This window comes from Neorickettsia risticii str. Illinois, from assembly GCF_000022525.1.
Taxonomy (GTDB): domain Bacteria; phylum Pseudomonadota; class Alphaproteobacteria; order Rickettsiales; family Anaplasmataceae; genus Neorickettsia; species Neorickettsia risticii.
Genome location: NC_013009.1, coordinates 828,965 through 844,967 on the forward strand (window position 1 = coordinate 828,965; position 16,003 = coordinate 844,967).

18 protein-coding genes and 1 tRNA gene are annotated in these 16,003 nt (G+C 41.2%); 5 read left to right on the forward strand and 14 right to left on the reverse strand.

Annotated features, from left to right (window positions below; all coding sequences use genetic code 11):
• Window positions 1-74 precede the first annotated feature (74 nt).
• Window positions 75-1,127 carry a redox-regulated ATPase YchF gene (gene ychF, locus NRI_RS03790; RefSeq protein ID WP_015816704.1) on the forward strand — a complete coding sequence of 351 codons (1,053 nt, stop codon included), beginning with the start codon at window positions 75-77 and terminating at the stop codon, window positions 1,125-1,127.
• Between the two features lie 212 nt (window positions 1,128-1,339).
• Here ychF and NRI_RS03795 read toward each other — a convergent pair.
• From NRI_RS03795 to NRI_RS03815, 5 genes are all read right to left on the reverse strand, one after another.
• Window positions 1,340-1,413: transfer RNA gene (locus NRI_RS03795), tRNA-Arg, on the reverse strand.
• Window positions 1,414-1,541: 128 nt separating this feature from the next.
• Window positions 1,542-2,888, reverse strand: coding sequence for a M16 family metallopeptidase (locus NRI_RS03800; RefSeq protein WP_015816718.1), 1,347 nt, complete (start codon window positions 2,886-2,888; stop codon window positions 1,542-1,544).
• Window positions 2,889-2,890: 2 nt separating this feature from the next.
• Window positions 2,891-4,204 carry a M16 family metallopeptidase gene (locus NRI_RS03805; RefSeq protein WP_015816720.1) on the reverse strand — a complete coding sequence of 438 codons (1,314 nt, stop codon included), beginning with the start codon at window positions 4,202-4,204 and terminating at the stop codon, window positions 2,891-2,893.
• Window positions 4,205-4,216: 12 nt separating this feature from the next.
• Window positions 4,217-4,705: a signal peptidase II gene (gene lspA / locus NRI_RS03810; protein WP_238522998.1), complete on the reverse strand. Its 489-nt coding sequence runs from the start codon at window positions 4,703-4,705 to the stop codon at window positions 4,217-4,219.
• A 69-nt stretch (window positions 4,706-4,774) separates the two neighbouring features.
• Entirely contained in the window at window positions 4,775-6,130 is a 1,356-nt protein-coding gene (locus NRI_RS03815; protein WP_015816721.1) for a gluzincin family metallopeptidase, read from the reverse strand.
• A 282-nt stretch (window positions 6,131-6,412) separates the two neighbouring features.
• Between NRI_RS03815 and NRI_RS03820 the strand changes: the two genes are divergently transcribed.
• Together NRI_RS03820 and NRI_RS03825 are read left to right on the forward strand one after the other, a co-directional pair.
• Window positions 6,413-6,772: a hypothetical protein gene (locus NRI_RS03820; protein WP_015816733.1), complete on the forward strand. Its 360-nt coding sequence runs from the start codon at window positions 6,413-6,415 to the stop codon at window positions 6,770-6,772.
• A complete protein-coding gene (locus tag NRI_RS03825; RefSeq protein ID WP_015816722.1) occupies window positions 6,762-7,103 on the forward strand; it encodes a hypothetical protein in 342 nt (113 codons plus the stop codon). The genes NRI_RS03820 and NRI_RS03825 overlap by 11 nt, the downstream gene beginning before the upstream one ends.
• Window positions 7,104-7,141: 38 nt before the next feature.
• On the opposite strand, the gene rnc is transcribed toward NRI_RS03825, so the two are convergent.
• From rnc to NRI_RS03850, 5 genes are all read right to left on the reverse strand, one after another.
• The gene (gene rnc / locus NRI_RS03830; protein WP_015816734.1) at window positions 7,142-7,810 is read right to left on the reverse strand and encodes a ribonuclease III; all 669 of its coding nucleotides are present in this window, start codon (window positions 7,808-7,810) and stop codon (window positions 7,142-7,144) included.
• Complete coding sequence (gene rsfS, locus NRI_RS03835) at window positions 7,801-8,103, reverse strand: ribosome silencing factor (RefSeq protein WP_041351664.1); 303 nt, start codon at window positions 8,101-8,103, stop codon at window positions 7,801-7,803. The genes rnc and rsfS overlap by 10 nt, the downstream gene beginning before the upstream one ends.
• A 404-nt stretch (window positions 8,104-8,507) precedes the next feature.
• Window positions 8,508-9,398, reverse strand: a complete 891-nt coding sequence (gene rsmH / locus NRI_RS03840; RefSeq protein WP_015816735.1) for a 16S rRNA (cytosine(1402)-N(4))-methyltransferase RsmH — start codon at window positions 9,396-9,398, stop codon at window positions 8,508-8,510.
• 129 nt (window positions 9,399-9,527) lie between these two features.
• Window positions 9,528-10,181, reverse strand: coding sequence for a tRNA (guanosine(46)-N7)-methyltransferase TrmB (trmB, locus tag NRI_RS03845; RefSeq protein WP_015816724.1), 654 nt, complete (start codon window positions 10,179-10,181; stop codon window positions 9,528-9,530).
• 93 nt (window positions 10,182-10,274) lie between these two features.
• Window positions 10,275-10,958 (reverse strand): outer membrane protein assembly factor BamD, encoded by a 684-nt coding sequence (locus NRI_RS03850; protein WP_015816736.1) that lies wholly within the window; start codon window positions 10,956-10,958, stop codon window positions 10,275-10,277.
• Window positions 10,959-10,980: 22 nt separating this feature from the next.
• On the opposite strand from NRI_RS03850, the gene purD reads away from it, so the two are divergent.
• Window positions 10,981-12,270, forward strand: a complete 1,290-nt coding sequence (gene purD / locus NRI_RS03855; protein ID WP_015816725.1) for a phosphoribosylamine--glycine ligase — start codon at window positions 10,981-10,983, stop codon at window positions 12,268-12,270.
• 148 nt (window positions 12,271-12,418) lie between these two features.
• On the opposite strand, the gene NRI_RS03860 is transcribed toward purD, so the two are convergent.
• Genes NRI_RS03860 through NRI_RS04155 form a run of 3 tightly spaced genes read right to left on the reverse strand, consistent with a single transcriptional unit; the run spans window position 12,419 to window position 14,134 of the window.
• The gene (locus NRI_RS03860; protein ID WP_015816737.1) at window positions 12,419-13,183 is read right to left on the reverse strand and encodes a hypothetical protein; all 765 of its coding nucleotides are present in this window, start codon (window positions 13,181-13,183) and stop codon (window positions 12,419-12,421) included.
• Between the two features lie 23 nt (window positions 13,184-13,206).
• Entirely contained in the window at window positions 13,207-13,950 is a 744-nt protein-coding gene (locus tag NRI_RS03865) for a hypothetical protein (RefSeq protein WP_015816726.1), read from the reverse strand.
• 49 nt (window positions 13,951-13,999) lie between these two features.
• Window positions 14,000-14,134 (reverse strand): ribosomal protein bL36, encoded by a 135-nt coding sequence (locus NRI_RS04155; protein WP_011452297.1) that lies wholly within the window; start codon window positions 14,132-14,134, stop codon window positions 14,000-14,002.
• 240 nt (window positions 14,135-14,374) lie between these two features.
• On the opposite strand from NRI_RS04155, the gene dapA reads away from it, so the two are divergent.
• On the forward strand, window positions 14,375-15,301 hold the full coding sequence (gene dapA, locus NRI_RS03870) for a 4-hydroxy-tetrahydrodipicolinate synthase (protein ID WP_015816738.1): 927 nt from the start codon (window positions 14,375-14,377) through the stop codon (window positions 15,299-15,301).
• A 146-nt stretch (window positions 15,302-15,447) separates the two neighbouring features.
• On the opposite strand, the gene NRI_RS04215 is transcribed toward dapA, so the two are convergent.
• On the reverse strand, window positions 15,448-15,603 hold the full coding sequence (locus tag NRI_RS04215) for a hypothetical protein (RefSeq protein WP_015816727.1): 156 nt from the start codon (window positions 15,601-15,603) through the stop codon (window positions 15,448-15,450).
• Window positions 15,604-16,003: the final 400 nt, after the last annotated feature.

Genomic DNA, 16,003 nt, shown 5'->3' on the forward strand with positions numbered 1-16,003 from the left:
TACATTTTCCGTTGTTATAAGTTGCGTAAAAACGGCAAAAAGTGTAGACTCCCACCAGGTAATGAATTCTAGATATGGGCTTAAAGTGCGGAATCGTTGGACTTCCAAATGTCGGAAAGTCGACATTATTTAATGCGATGACGCAAACACAAGCAGCCGAAGCTGCAAACTATCCTTTCTGCACAATAGAACCAAACATTGCTAAAGTACCAGAATATGATGAGCGCCTTGTTCAAATAGCTGAGATTTCAGCGGCACAAAAAGTCATATTCAGCCAATTAGAAATCGTTGATATTGCAGGGCTAGTTAAGGGAGCAAATAAAGGTGAGGGATTAGGTAATAAATTCCTTTCCCACATAAGAGAAGTGGATCTCATAATACACGTGCTGAGATGTTTTCCAGATGACAATATAAGACACGTTCACGGGAAGGTAGACCCTGTGTACGATGCGGAAATCATAAAAACTGAGTTGCTCCTTGCAGACATTCAGAGTCTAGAAAATCGTCTCAAAAAAAGTAAAACCTCTAGTCAGGTAATAGAACAAGCTCTAGAGATATTAAATAAAAAAAATCCTCTTCCATATGATCTAATGGATCAAACATTTAAGGAACTGCATCTATTAAGTGCAAAGCCGGTTCTATATGTGTGTAATGTCCCACAAGAAGATGTCGTCTCAGGAAACAATTTCAGCAAACAGGCAGAAAAATTCGCACAGGACAGTATGTCTGAAGCAGTGAAAGTTTCTGCAGCAATAGAAGCGGAAATCTCACTGTTAGAGTCAGCAGAAGACCGCAAACTTTTTTTGAATGAACTTGGCCTAGAAGAATCACAATTGAATAAGGTAATCCGGGCAAGTTCAAGGCTCCTTGACCTCATTGTCTTTTTCACTGCAGGAGAAAAAGAAGCAAGAGCCTGGCCTATAAAAAGAGGCTCTACAGCCCCTCAGGCAGCTGGAACGATTCATACAGACTTCGAAAAAAAGTTTATTAAGGCCGAAACAATAAGCTTCACAGACTATATCACTTTCGGCGGTGAGCAGAAATGTAAAGCACTCGGTAAAATTCGTTCAGAGGGTCGCGAGTACGTCGTACAAGATGGAGATATAATCCTTTTTAAACACGGGTAGTACTATGCCAAAGATCAGCAAAGATGTCCTAGCAAAGAGACTGAAAGAAAACATACAAAGACGGAAAAACGCAAAAACAGTGCGCCGTCTAAAGACAGGCTGTTCCACCCGTTCACAAGAAGAAAATCCACCTGGAAGCACTGCCTCAGGACACGAAAGAACTGCACCGTCGATCGGAACTAAAGATCAACACTCGAAAACTAAGGATACACAGCACCCTAGAGGATTCGAACCCCTGACCTTCTGATCCGTAGTCAAACGCTCTATCCAGCTGAGCTAAGGGTGCACACAGGGCCAGATTCTACACCGGAATTTACAAAAAGGCTAGAACCCCTGCTAAATTAACGCGATTAACACACTCACAAGAACCACGTTCATCCACACATATAACAAAAGTCTCCAAACACCTTTCTATTACTTTGGACAAACCTTTGCACCAGTACTTTGTGAAACTGTTGCGCCAACATTAACAAAAAGTACAGACTGAGGATTCAAAAAGTTCTTTATAAATAAGTTTAGATTTTCGACCTTTACCCTACGTATTCCTTCCAAATATTTTTCTATGTAATCGATTCCCAAACCTTCCTTTTGCATCTGCACGAGCATATCTAACATATTAGTCGACCTATCCATTTTCAGGACAAACATATCAACCAAATGGCTTTTGGCTTCCTCAACCCTTGCAGAGGTTAATCCAGAACGTTTTAACTCGTTCAACACGCCTAATATCCCCTCCCTTACCTGAGGAGCATTATCATTACTTGTTGTAGCAAAGCCGAACAATAAGTTAACCGCCGAGTGCCATAGCTGTGTATATATACCGTACGTATAGCCCTTGCGTTCACGAATTTCCTGCATCAACAACGACTCAAGCCCATCACCTCCAAGAATGTGGTTTAATACTACCAGGTTGTAGAAGTCCTTATCTGTTGGACTCACTCCACCGTGCCCAAACAAAATAACATTCTGTGGAATGTTTTTTTCAACCGAAATACATTCACCTGAGCTACGAAAGACAGGTTGTTCAGGCTTTTTGACCTCCATCATCGTTAAAGGGAACTCTATGAGATAATCATCTAACACAGACTTAATATCATCAGCATGCGTGTTTCCAAGAACCGCAATTCTCATGTTGATTCTGTTAAAAACATTGACGATTTTCGCCTTTATATCCTCCGCTTTTATTGCACCGACCGTTTCAACGCGTCCCCAACGCACATTCGAATAGCCTGAATTTGGAAACGCAACCTTGAAAAATTCTGTCTTAGCAATAGACATTGGATCACCTTCATCCCTCTTAAGTTGTGAAATTTGTCTCCCCTTCACTTTTGATAGAGTTTCGTCATCCAATTTTGGTTTTGCTATTGATGCACAAAAAAGCTCAATCACTTGCCTTATAGATTCCTTTGGGGCGCTCACAGTCACTACGAGATCATCTGTTCCAAGATCGTATACTATTTTACCACCAATCTTTTCGAGACTTTTCACAAAATCTCTATTAGTCGTACCACTTATACCCTCGTTAAGAACCTCTACGACAAGAGCTGCCAACCCGAGCTTTGTTTTTGGATCATATGCATAACCTCCCCCCTTGAATACAAAACTATAAAAGACCAATGGAACATTGTTTTTGGGAACAAACCAGGCTCTTACACCATACTTACTCTCAACTTCACTAATCTTAAATAAGGTCTGACTATCAACCGCATGGGAAAACTCACACACTACGAAAAATAAAACAAAGATGATACCCCTAAGCATATCTATTTATCTAAGTACCCTATTACTTTCTTCGCATTCATCAATTGCATAATCGCATTGTTAATTTGTTCTGGCGTTACAGCTGATATGTGTTCTGCCAATTTCTGAAAGTGATCAAAATCAGCACCTACAGACAAGGCAACAACGTGACTAATGCTCCTAGCATTGAAACCGTCCAAAGCTTTCATCAAGGAGGCTTTAAGTGTCATTTTCGCAGCTTCAATATCATCGGCACCGATGCCGCTTTTTACAACCTCTGACATAACACCTGAAACACTCTTCTCAAGAACTTCCAGTTTCACGTCCGCACTCAGCGGAGTAACAACTATTTCAACAATCCCCTTACGAAGAGTGAGATAATCATAATCTACCGAAACATTGAGTGCGAGCCTGAGATTATGAATGAGCTCCATACCCAATACACTTGTCTTACCACCCGCTAATACCTGAGAAGCTACTAACATCGCAGCATGTTCTTCAGCTGAAACATTAGGCGCTGGAAAAAAGTATATTAGAGCCCTGTCTTCTGTCTTATTATTAATCATCCTGACATCCATGTCCGAATGGTGTGCTGGTTCTACCACTCTACTAAAACACGAACGCCACCGGGAAGACGAGTTTATCAAGACACCATAATACTTCTCTATATACTCCTTTACCTCAGCAACATCGATGTCTCCAAGAATCAGAAGTACTGCATTTGATGGCCGATAGCACGCATTATACATTCTTTGCGCCACTGCAGCATCGAAGAGCACAAGTTCCTCCTCCCAACCTATAACGTTCCAACTTGTTTCACTGCGATAAAATGCTGCCATCATCTCTTCTTCGAGTTTTACAACTGGTTTGTTGTCTACTCTCATTTTACGCTCTTCTATCACGATTTTGCGTTCCAATCCTGCAGCCTCATCACTAATCACGAGATTTTGCATCCTCTCAGCCTCGAGACGAATGACTTTCTCTAACTTGTCTTTGTGAAAAAGTTGATGGTAAACCGTATGATAATCAGACGTAAAGGCGTTATACAAAGAATGCAATCCATGTATCTGCTTACTAATACTCGGGACATTCTTTGAACTTCTGAACATTAGATGCTCTAGATAATGTGCAAGCCCGGAACTACCCCTAGGATCGCTCGCACCTCCAACCTTATAAAGCAGAACATGCGACACAATGGGTAGAGAAGTGTCCCTTATCAAGTAAACATCCAACCCATTACTCAGTGTATAATGGATGCGCTCATCTTCTTTTGAATGCCCCACGCTCAAAAGGAAAAATGAAAAAACACAGAGCAAACAAGATAAAAACTTCTTCATAATATTTCTTATCTAATTTATGCTACCGACCTTCTCACTGGTTGAATAAAAAAGTACAAACGCAACACCAAGAAAAATCGCTGCATCAGCAACATTAAAAACCGGCCAATGGAGATCCAAAAAATGAAAGTCAATAAAATCGCGCACAGCACCAAAACGCACTCTGTCAGTCACGTTAGCAACAGCCCCTCCAAGGATAAAACCCCACGCCACACAAGCAACCAACCTCCTTTCACGAAAAGAAAAGAACAGCACAAATAGTACTACAGGCACATTCACAAGAAGAAAAAAAAGATTTGAGAACTGGTACCCACCAAAAAATCCAAAACTCACCCCAGTGTTGTGCACCTTGACGAAATTAAGAATGGGCAAAAGCTTTACTCCTGTAACACCGTCAAGCATCAAGGCGCACAGGTGCTTCGTATATAAGTCTATGGAGACCACACAAAACCCGACTAGAACCACTAAAACCTGCTGAAAGAAAACGGATCCCTCAAACAACTTCCCTCGCAACACGCAAGCCACACCCTGTAAAACGCACCCTAAAAACAAAGAACCTGGAGGAACAAATTACTGATCAAACTTCTTGAAAAATCTGCAGTCAAGCGGCTCGCCAGTAAGTTTCGTAATTAACTCGTCCATGGAACAACGCGCTCCCTTAGTATACACATTAGAACTTAACCACGCAACTAGTTTTCTTATTAATGATTTCTCTTCCCTTAATCCGGGACATTCAGACTTTAATATGTGAAATATCTGGCCAGACGCAATCATGCCCTTTAAGTAAGAAGGATAATAACAAAATTCACCAAAAAACCAATGATGATTATCGAGAATACTTGCGTGTGGATCCTTTACACCAAAATAATACGAAAGATCCTCAACGAAAAGCTTCTGAACATCATCAACAGAAACTTCACCGTTTATCAGCGACTTCTCAATTGAAAATAGTATCATCAAGTGGGTAAGTGCCACGAACTTGTTTGCGCCCATGACTGAGCTCGAATACTCAGATTTCTCCTCTACACCGAGAAATTGAGCAAAGTTCTTCTCTTCAAAAAGAAAATGGGAAAACAGAAAACCCTGAACTGCATACATAGAAATACTGGTCGGATTGCAAATCGGCTGTGTTCTCCATTTATCGTATGGAAGATTCCTTATATACAGCCCCTGCCCTAAGAGGAACAACAATGTAGGAAAGAATGCACCTCCATCCTCCTGCATAATCAACTTGAGATCATTTTCTCCTCCCGAGAGGTAGAAATGATCTGAGTAAAAAACTCTCACCACATTCCTTGGAAAGAACTTCTCGACCACACGCTTGTAGCTATGCTTAGCATCTCTTTTTTCTTGAGGCTTATTCAAGGCAATCTCTCCTACACCTCGGACTTTTGCTTTCAACAATGGACTCACACCTATGCAAAGCTGCTCAAGGTGTTCTGGATCAATCTGATAGGCCTTCAACAAAGCTGAATATTTATCTAAACCAGAATCCTTTGCATAAAGAGTCGCTATTTGCGCAACCACTTCAATAAGTCTTTTAAACTCCTCTTTTACAAGAGAAAAATCCCTTGCCTTTCTTGCTGCTGCATAAGCAGACCTACAAGCAAACGATGCCTCTGTGAAGCTTTCTACAACGTCAAATGGTATTCCCCTTCTCCTGGCGCAGAAGTCCTGCATAAACCCAAAGTTCACTCTTTGCCAATCATTCAAGTCCTTGGCCTTAAGCTTTGCCTGCTCAATCAGGAAATACAGCTCGTCACTTGTTGCAACGTCGTGAATGATCTCTTTCAGTGTGATTACCTGGGCCAATTTTTCATTCGCGAATTCACTATGGAGCCTTGCATCGAAATCAAGAAAACATAAAGTTTTTTGCAGGCTGTCAATTCTCGCGAATATTTTCTCTAATTTTTCATACTCTTCCATTGTTTTGTGAGCCTCTCTCCTTGGTTACGGCACGTCACGCCGGCAGACCAAGCCACCCCGGCAATTGTATACGATACGGTAACACTATTTCCACCCCAATTGTACAAAATATTCACTAGGACTTAACATGCTTTACAAAAAGGCGCTTAACTTATTGATTTTACCACACTAAGCATTATAGTTGCTTACGTAGTTATGGCATGCGAGCTTCTAAACTGAGAGTATATCACCTGCCAGGACTTCTCTATTTGGTTTTGTTTTTTATTTGTTCTCTTAAATCTCATGAAGAAATCGTTTATTGCGTCGATCCTCCTGTTACAGATGTTTGTTCAGCCGTCTTATGCAGATGATTCGGACAACTTCTCTAGTGATTTTTCTGACGCTTCTGTAACTTTGTCCTACAGATCTGCTTTCGCGGGAAATCAGAAATCCCTTGGTGAATACAGTACCTTTAATCATGGCGGAAACCTGGGATTCTACTACCAAGTACCTGGAATCGCAGATGTGGGTGTTGAAGTCGACGTATTAAATCCAAAGGCTCTTTTCTTGGACCGTGAAGGAACAGAAGCTGATATGCTCGCTTCCGCAGTCTTCTACTCTGGAATTTTGAAATTGCAAAAAAAAGATTGCCTTGGCAGATGATCTTGGATTGATTGGTGGAATCGGCTTGGGCCCTACGTATGTCACCTTTGATAAACCGACAAGCACGGATGGAAAATCTTTTGAAAAAAGAACACTCTCTTCTAAATTGAGCTTGTCTGCTGTCGGTGATTTATCGCTTTCCGTTGCACTTGCTGAGTATGTTTCCTGTACTGTTGGGTATTCATTACAGTACTCTCCGCTTGGTAAGATTTCGTTTGAAGAAACTGATGACAAAGGAAAGTCGGCAAAAGGGGAAGCGAATGCTCCGGCTCTTTTTGCTCATGCGGTTAAAATTGGTATTTCAACTACCTTTGGAGCATTTCTTGCATGAGTGCAATAATGGAAACTCGGGTTTGGAACAGTTCGTTCCTACCGAGTTTCCGCTTTCAGCTCCTCGAGCATCATTCTTGCTGCATTTTCCTCGCCTAGCTTTTTGCTTCTGCCAGTAGCCCTCCTCTTTTTCCCATCTACGCAGATTTCTACTTCAAAAATAGGTAGGTGTGCTGGCCCTGATCTATCTATGACGTTGTACACTGGTGGTTTCATTCCCTTTGCTTGAAGTAGCTCTTGAAGTGCGCTTTTTGGGTTTGGCTCAATAGAATCCGATTGAACAGCTAGCTCATACCAATGTTTCTGGATGAAGCAGGTAACTGTTTCAAAACCTGCATCCAGAAAAATAGCTCCTATGAGGGCTTCTAAAACATTCTCTAGATTATTTGTTTTGTCGCGTCCACCGGACGCTTCCTCGGAACTTGAAAGGCGAATACAATCACCTAAATTCATCTGACGGGCAAGCATAGCGAGAGCGGTCTTGCAAACAAGCACACTTTGCCTTTGAGAGAGTCTACCTTCAGGATCACCTGGAAAAAGATCGTAAAGCATAGAAGCAACAACTAGATTTAACACTGCATCCCCAAGAAATTCTAATCTCTCGTAAGACGGGCACTTTTCAACACTTGGATGTGTTAAAGCTTCAACAAGTAACTCTTTGTTTTTAAAATGTACTCCAAGTAAAGATTGCAGTTCTTCTAGTTCCATAAAGCATCTACTTCATAATATTCTCTGACGTCATCCTTAAAGATGTGCACTATAACTTCACCCATGTCGATCAACACCCAGTTACCTAAGTCGTAGCCTTCGGTCTTTATGGATATTCCTTTTTCTTTGCTTAGTTTCACGACAAAGTCAGCCAGAGTTTTTACGTGCTTATGTGAATCAGAAGAAGCAACAACCATGCAACCTGTTATACCTCGTCCACCATAAATCTTAATATCTCTCCCTTTATGGACAGACAAACTTTCCAGGATTAAAGAAACTATTTGGGATTCCATTCTTCTGTATGTAGAGAGAGTACTAACCATTTTACAGAAAGCTAGAACAATACGAAACCCTGAAAAACTTATTCATCCAGGACCAACTCCGACAAGGGTTCTTGGTAACATAGAATATATTGATAATCAGCCGGTCGTAGAACATATTTCACTGATCTGTATATTTGTCCGCCGTCTAGAAGATAACTTGAACTGCTGGGAATCCAGTAAGTAAAACGAGAGATCTTTATGCAAATTCCCATCGATAAGTTGAGTCACGTCGTCAGTGTTAAGGTATTACACGTAGCACCATTTTGTTCAATTTATGTGCGATTTACAACATTTGAACCAAGAATTGGTACAAAAACAATTTCAATACGCACGAAGCTCCAAAAACTCCACTTCATGAGCAAAACGGGAGCTCTTTATACCTTTTCTATCACTCTCATTCTTGCAGAACGGGAGCTTGGATTCTCTCTCACTTCGTCCCTACTTGGAACAACAATCTTCTTCGTGAGCAAATTAAACCCATTTCCATGAACACTTCTAAACAAATGTTTGACTATTCTATCTTCAAGAGAATGGAAACTAACAACAACTGCCCTACCTCCAACTTTCAGCATTGTCAGCGCTGTTCTCAGTCCGCATTCAAGGGCACCCAACTCATCATTTACGAAAATTCTTAGGGCCTGGAAAGTCTTTGTCGCTGGATCTATCTTGTAGTACCTTTTCGGAAAACAAGATCGCACGATTTCTGCTAGACTGCTGGTTGTCGTGATTCTCTTTTTGCGTCTTGCATCAACAATTGCATGAGCTATCTTCCTCGACATTCTCTCTTCACCAAACTGGTAGATAATGGAAGCGATTTTTACTTCGGTGTAACTATTAACAATTGTCTCAGCTGTTAGTATAGTGTTCCTATCCATGCGCATGTCCAGAGGACCTTCGTGAAGAAAAGAGAAACCTCTATCAGCAACCTTTAATTGCATTGTTGAAACGCCCAAGTCAAACACAATCCCGTCTACCTTTACTTCACCCAGCAAAGCTTCAATATCCACGAAATTAGCATTTATGAAGGTTGTACGCTTGGGAAAATCACTCTCTATAAGCTGGAAGAACCGTTTTACTGTCTCATCACGATCAATAGCGTATACAAAACAATCGACACTACTCAAAATAGCTCTGGTGTAGCCGCCTGCACCAAATGTTGCATCTACATAAACAGCACCATTTTTCGGAGCAAGAAATTTCAGAGCTTCGCTCAAAAGGACTGGCTTGTGTAATATCTCATCTTTTGAGCCATCAGTAACACTCATTTAAGCACTCAAGAACGCTTCATCCAGTTGATAATGTACCAAAAAGTCTTAGAGAATGCTCTGTTAGTTCCGAAATACAACCAGTACGCCTTCTATTCACAAATAAAAGAACAGAACTAACCGAAAAATTCATGTGTCACTTGCGTCATATACCATCCTGTAACCGAATATTCTGTTACTTGCTTTTGAGGCAAAGCGTGTGGCACTCTTTGGTATTTCTGTATCCTCAACTTTAGAAAAGACTTTCAAGGCAGATTGACATATTTGCTGAGCATAATCTTGATCGTCAGTTGCAACGACAACCTCAGCTAATGGGTGCAAGCTGTGACCTAGGAGCTGAAAAAATGGTACATCTACAATTCTACGTTTGTGGTGCTTCCTTTTGGGCCAGGGATCAGGAAAGAGTATGTATACTTCATGAAAAACTTTACGGCGCAACTTTTCCAACAGAAGACGAACATCGTTATTCCAAATTAGAACATTTGATAGTCCGTGAAGTTTCACTTCCTCTAGTAGCTTGGCTATACCATTTACGTATACTTCAGCACCGACGAATACCTTATCCGGATAATCTATAGCCTTCTTTAGTATGTGCTCACCAAAACCAAAGCCAACTTCCAATACGATCTCACTCCTGAGATTTTCGAGTTTCTCATGAGATGCAAGAAACCTTTCTAAGCCGATAAGCTTATTCTCCCTAAAATTACGACCACGACGTCTTCCATAAGATCTGAGAAACTGCTTCTCTTCCAGCCTCAGATTTAGTTTATTGTGCACAAACACATCAACTCAGAGATCACCAAAAAACGAAAGGTTAACATCTGAAAAGAAAAAGTATAACACCCCACAATTCGCCATTATTCAGTCTCAGATCTCCTACGACGAGGACACGTCTACGCCAAGCATTTTGTATGCCTCCAACCTTTTCGACAGAGCAGCATCGTAGAGCTTCGTCCTAGAATAATCACGTAGCAATTCATCGAACCTCGCTATGGCAGCATGGTAATTCATTTCTTTAAAATAAAAGGATCCTATGGAAAAGATTTTCTCTGCCATAATTTCGTCTATCTCGAGTAATTTCTTCTGCGCATCTGTCACATACTCGGATGCAGGAAAAGTCTGTATTAAAACCGTAAAGGCGTCTCTAGCTTTATCTGCAAATTCACCACTATTGGTACGACCCTTTGACATCTGAAAGTAGGCATTGCCCTTTATGTTGAGAACCTGATCCACTTTCTCACCGTCTGGATAGTTCAAAAGGTATCCTTCGGCACTACCTGCTGCTGCAGCGAACTTTCCCTCATCGTAAAGTATTTTAGTGTAGGAGGCCTTTGCTTTTTCCCCTATGGAAGAAAAGGGTGCAATATCAGCCACTTTTTCGAAAAGTTCCTTTGCAGCCTTGTAGTTTTTTTTCTCAAGTGACAGAACCGCACTGCTGTACATTGACAGTTCATCTTCTCGCACTTTGCTGTTCAAAACTTTTTTCGATTTCCCAACACCACAGCCGGAGAGAACACAAAGAAAACAGACAAACAAAAAGTTATATAGCTTTCTTCTCATTCGGGCGATAACGGACTACAATATGACCGTTGATTATAATCTGACAATGCAATTAAAAAAAGTTCTTGTCGTCGGAAACGGCGCAAGGGAGCACGCTTTAATCACGAAAATTAAGGAATCACCGATGCTTGACAAGGTTTACACTACGAACCTGAACTTTGGTCGGTTCGCAGAATACCTTGATACAAACCTAGAAAACTACTTATACACGTCGTCTACTTGCAAGACGGAAGGAATAGATCTAGTGGTCATAGGACAGGAAGAACATTTGGCAAGAGGTATAACGGATGCTCTTATGGCTGAAGGTATTCCTGTTTTTGGACCAACAAAAAATGCAGCTAAATTGGAGTCATCAAAGTTTTTTGCTAAAGAAATAGCCGAAATGAACGGTGTACCTGTAGCTAAGTACAGTTTTTGTTCATCAATCAACAACTTGAAAAAGCAAATTGAGAGCGTTGGAAGTTTCCCGTTGGTTATCAAGGCCGATGGACTTGCATCTGGAAAAGGTGTCATAGTGTGTGAAACCATGGGAGAAGCACTAGAAGCAGGCGAAGCAATGCTAAATGGTTTATTTGGCGAAGCAGGCAGGAACATAATAATAGAAGAGTTCTTATATGGGCAGGAATTGAGTTATTTTGTCCTGGTTGATGGACAGACTATTCTTCCAATTGGCCATGCGAGGGATCACAAACAAATTTTATACAACCGAAAAAAGTATAATACCGGTGGAATGGGAGCATACTCGCCCGTGCTGCTCTCCAAAAAAACTGAACAAGAAATACTTGGGAAGATTGTATATCCAACTATCAATGCATTGTCAGCAATTAACGTTCAGTACAGGGGAGTCCTCTTTGCCGGGCTCATGTTGACTAACTCTGGACCTAAACTATTGGAATATAATGTCCGATTTGGTGATCCAGAAACCCAAGCAATACTACCACGCCTCAATGCCGATCTCCTTGATCTTATGGTTAAAACGTTAGATGGGAATCTTGACAGAGCTACGATTTCCTTCAAGAAAGAGGTGTGTATGTCTGTCGTTCTGGCAACTCGTGGGTATCCAGTCTCCTATGAAACCGGATACCGAATAGACAATGTAGAAAAGGCACTGCAAAACGTTGAAGGACTCCAGATTCTTAACGCTGCTGTAAGGTACGATGCAGAAGGACAGATGATTTCTAACGGTGGTCGTGTTCTCAACCTAGTTGTAAGCGCCCCAACGTTATTGGAGTGCAAACGTAAAGTCAAACGTGGTTTGGAACTAATAGACTGGAAAGAAGGAGTTTACTTGGATGAATTAGTCGTAGTGTAGAGCCGGAGTGTTTTTTCACAGCGACGTTTCACCGAAACTCCGTATCGCATCGTCTGTGAAATTTGCGAGTGTGTAACCGCTTTGACACAGTCAAAATTCCAAGAATGGAAGCCTGCTAAACCCGTTTCTTTGTTGAGTAGACCATTGTTTAAGAGTGGAAAACTACTTCGAATGCAAACATTGTAAGAAGCGTTACGAGCGTGAACATAGCTATCTGGATCACTCTTATTACGGTACCGTACAGAAGATATCTCGCGTCCTCCTCACGAAGAAGCGCGGCCTTAGCGCAGGCTAAGATCCCATGCCTCACCCGAGCACCACAATTCCTAGTTGCCACTACGTCAAGAGGTATAGAAAATAATGCAGCAAATATCCCAAAAACAAGACCAATAGCTGTTCCGCTAAACAGGTTCATGTGGTACGCAATTGAAATTTCATACGAGGCCACAGAAGCAGACCAGAAAATCATATTACGCAGGAGTATCGGTAACGCAACACCCCTGAAAGTTGCTCTATTTTCCATTAAGGCCCCCTTATTCCTACTGATCTCGCACATTTCCGCCCACACCGAAAACAGCGTTTCCAAAAGCCCTCCCATCATAGAACGAAAAAGCACAACGAAAAGTATGGCAGGATGAAAAAATGATTTTAGTACAATACCGGATATGGCCTCCGAAATGCCAAAAGACATAGAACTTAGAAAATTCATCACTGCATATGGAAGCGCACCTCTAAAAAAAGGAGCCAAACCATCGTCAGACAAAGCATCTAAAGCTATCTTGCGATACGAAGCTCGTGTCTGTTGCCTCATTATCTTTAGGAACTGCAACGGAGACATCAGCACAGCTGCAACTGCAGCGAACGAACCGAAAAACACTCCTCCTAAAATGACATCATAAAGTTGCAGGAACATATACTCTTCCGAATGTGTCTAAGTTAAATACCGAAATATCTCAGAATAAACGTCGTCAAAACGGTCACAGTAGTATAGATGCTGATTTGTAATATCCTGATTGTACTGCCCAAAAGAAATTTACTACTAGAATCAGTCGCCACCAGAAGCATGCGTCTTATCAAAGTCAATTCTTCTTTAGCAGCGCAACTCTGTGTTACCATCACATCTAACGGAATAGAGATAATGCCAAAAACAAGCCCTAGAATAACTGATAAAATGAGTGAGGTGTCCATGCTAAGACAAAGCTTAGTCGAAATCTCATAGGATGAAGTCGCACCTAACCACGCAACTGAATTTCTCAAGAAAGCTGGGAAAAGTATACTCAAGGCTCGACCTTTACCAAAGGCAAGATCCCCCTTGTTCCTAACAATCTCACGTACCTCAGGATATATAGTCAACACAGTCTCTATTGCTCCTCCTAGGAACGCTCTAACGAAGATGCCAATCAAAATACCGTATTGAACTGGAAGCACAATCTCCGAAATTCTGTCACTCAAACCGAATGAAAGATTAGCAAGAAAGTTCATCGTAACGTAGGGAAGCGCACCACCGAAAAAAATCCCTATCGCTCCGCTCTTCCCAAATGCACGAAAAAAAATAGAAGAGTAAGAAGCCGCCGTCTCCTGCCGAATAATCTTCAGGTACTGCAACGGCGCAATAGCAAACGCAACAACACCCGCGAAAGATGCATACACAAGAGGGACCAAAAAGAAAGAAAGCAACATAAGCCGACGCCAGAAACCTAATTAAGGGCTACAGGAAACCCAAACCAAGCTACTTAGAACCTTGCCTTACGTTACAACGCGGATTCTTCCTATTGTACACGTATATACGCTTACCCCTCTTAGCAACGTACGAATTGCGGGCATCACGTTTTTTCGCTGACTTCAAAGAACCTATTACTTTCATAAAACACCTACTCAGCTCGCAAATGGCCCACTACCTACAGACGGAAACATTGTACATTAAAAAAAGTCCCCGAACAACCTCAACCAGTAAACAAGGATAAGTCTCACTAAAACCAGCATTAAACCTTAATTCAACGTCCTGGAACAGATAACTAAAGTCCTTTTCATCAGCGAAAGTTAAGAATTTTACTTCTTTTAAGTAAGGTGCTACTAATAATTTTAGACGCAAATTTTATCTGGAATGCAGGGATTAAGATCAATCATTAAAGGGATTTTCACTGCAATAATCACACCTTTTAAACGCAACGCCATAGATGTAGAAAGCTTAGAACGATTAATTGAAATTCAAATAGCTAGTGCCGTAGATGGTATCGTAATAGCGGACTCGACTGGAGAAGGACATTCATTATCTCAATCGGAATACTGTAGCCTGGTAAAGAACGTAGAAGCAGTGCTTAAAAATAGGGTACCTCTGATTGTAAGTGTGCCACATTGTTCTACGAAACAAGCTATCGACGTAATAACTCACCTAAAAAACAAAACAATTGAAGCATTCCTCGTTGCAGCACCGTATTACCTGCGCCCACAACAAGAAGGAATCTTTGAGCATTATAAACAGATTACAAACAAAACAAAGGCGAACATTGTCATGTGCAACATACCACATAGATGTGCTATCAATGTAGAAAATGCAACAACACTGAAAATCATGGATCTGCCCGGCATATCGGCAGTTGTTGATTTATCAGGAGATCTTGAATATCCAACAATACTGCGTAAAGACAATGACCACGTACCTATACTTACAGGGAATGATACGACATATGCAGCCCACAGACTCAACGGAGGAGATGGAATAGTATCGACACTAAGCAACCTGATTCCTAAAGAAATGGTGGCGTTGGAGAGAGCAATATGTAAAGGTGACTATGAAAACATCAGAAAGTTACATAAATTTATTTTTCCACTTGCCAAATCTATGTCCTGCGAGACTAACCCAATACCTTTAAAATATGCTGTCAGTTGCATCTACAAATACATCACACCAAATGTCAGGCTCCCACTGACCGATGCAACTACGCCAACTAAGCAGTTAATACATACTCTTCTCAGTGACTTCGAAAGGGAGAAACAAGAACACGAGATTTTATCCCTGATACAAAGTTGATTAGACAACCGATTTAGTTCTGACAAACACCAAAATATTATCCGGGTAAGATCTTCGTATCTATCCGGCTTTCCCAGCCAGATATCTTCCTCTACCTGCAACAGGAACAAGAATGCTCTCAGGAGAGTCAGTTTATCTTGCACTTACTAGAACGAAGTCGTTTCAAGCAAAAATAAGCGTTCCAATTCGTCTTTTACCTTTCCAAATACATGAACAATTAACATGAGCACATACGCTATAAGCGGAATTGTCACATCATATTTGAGATCGCCAATCTGCTCAGGAAGAGAACACAAAGCCATAATGAATTAGACCTAATTGCAAAAGGTCCACCACCTGCGACATAGTAACCCAACAAAGAGGCACTTCTTTAACAGAACTGAACACCATAAGTCGTATTTAAAGAAATCTTATAAGGAAGAATCAATTGCTGGATTAGACTGTATGTATAACTTGGTGGATTCATCGGAATACAGCTCCCATAAAGCAAAATATAAATTAACGGTACTATGAAACACAACAAAACACTCCAAGCAGGTTGAAAACCCAGCTTATTTATCCTCGCGAGTTAAGTTATTTTGAATTGTGTAAGAAGGATCTGTGAGAACAGTGAAGTATCCCCAGCACAAGAATCCCAGGAACGAAAATGGAGGAAAGAAATACAATTCAATGCCCAGTGGACAATGACACAGGATTATTTTA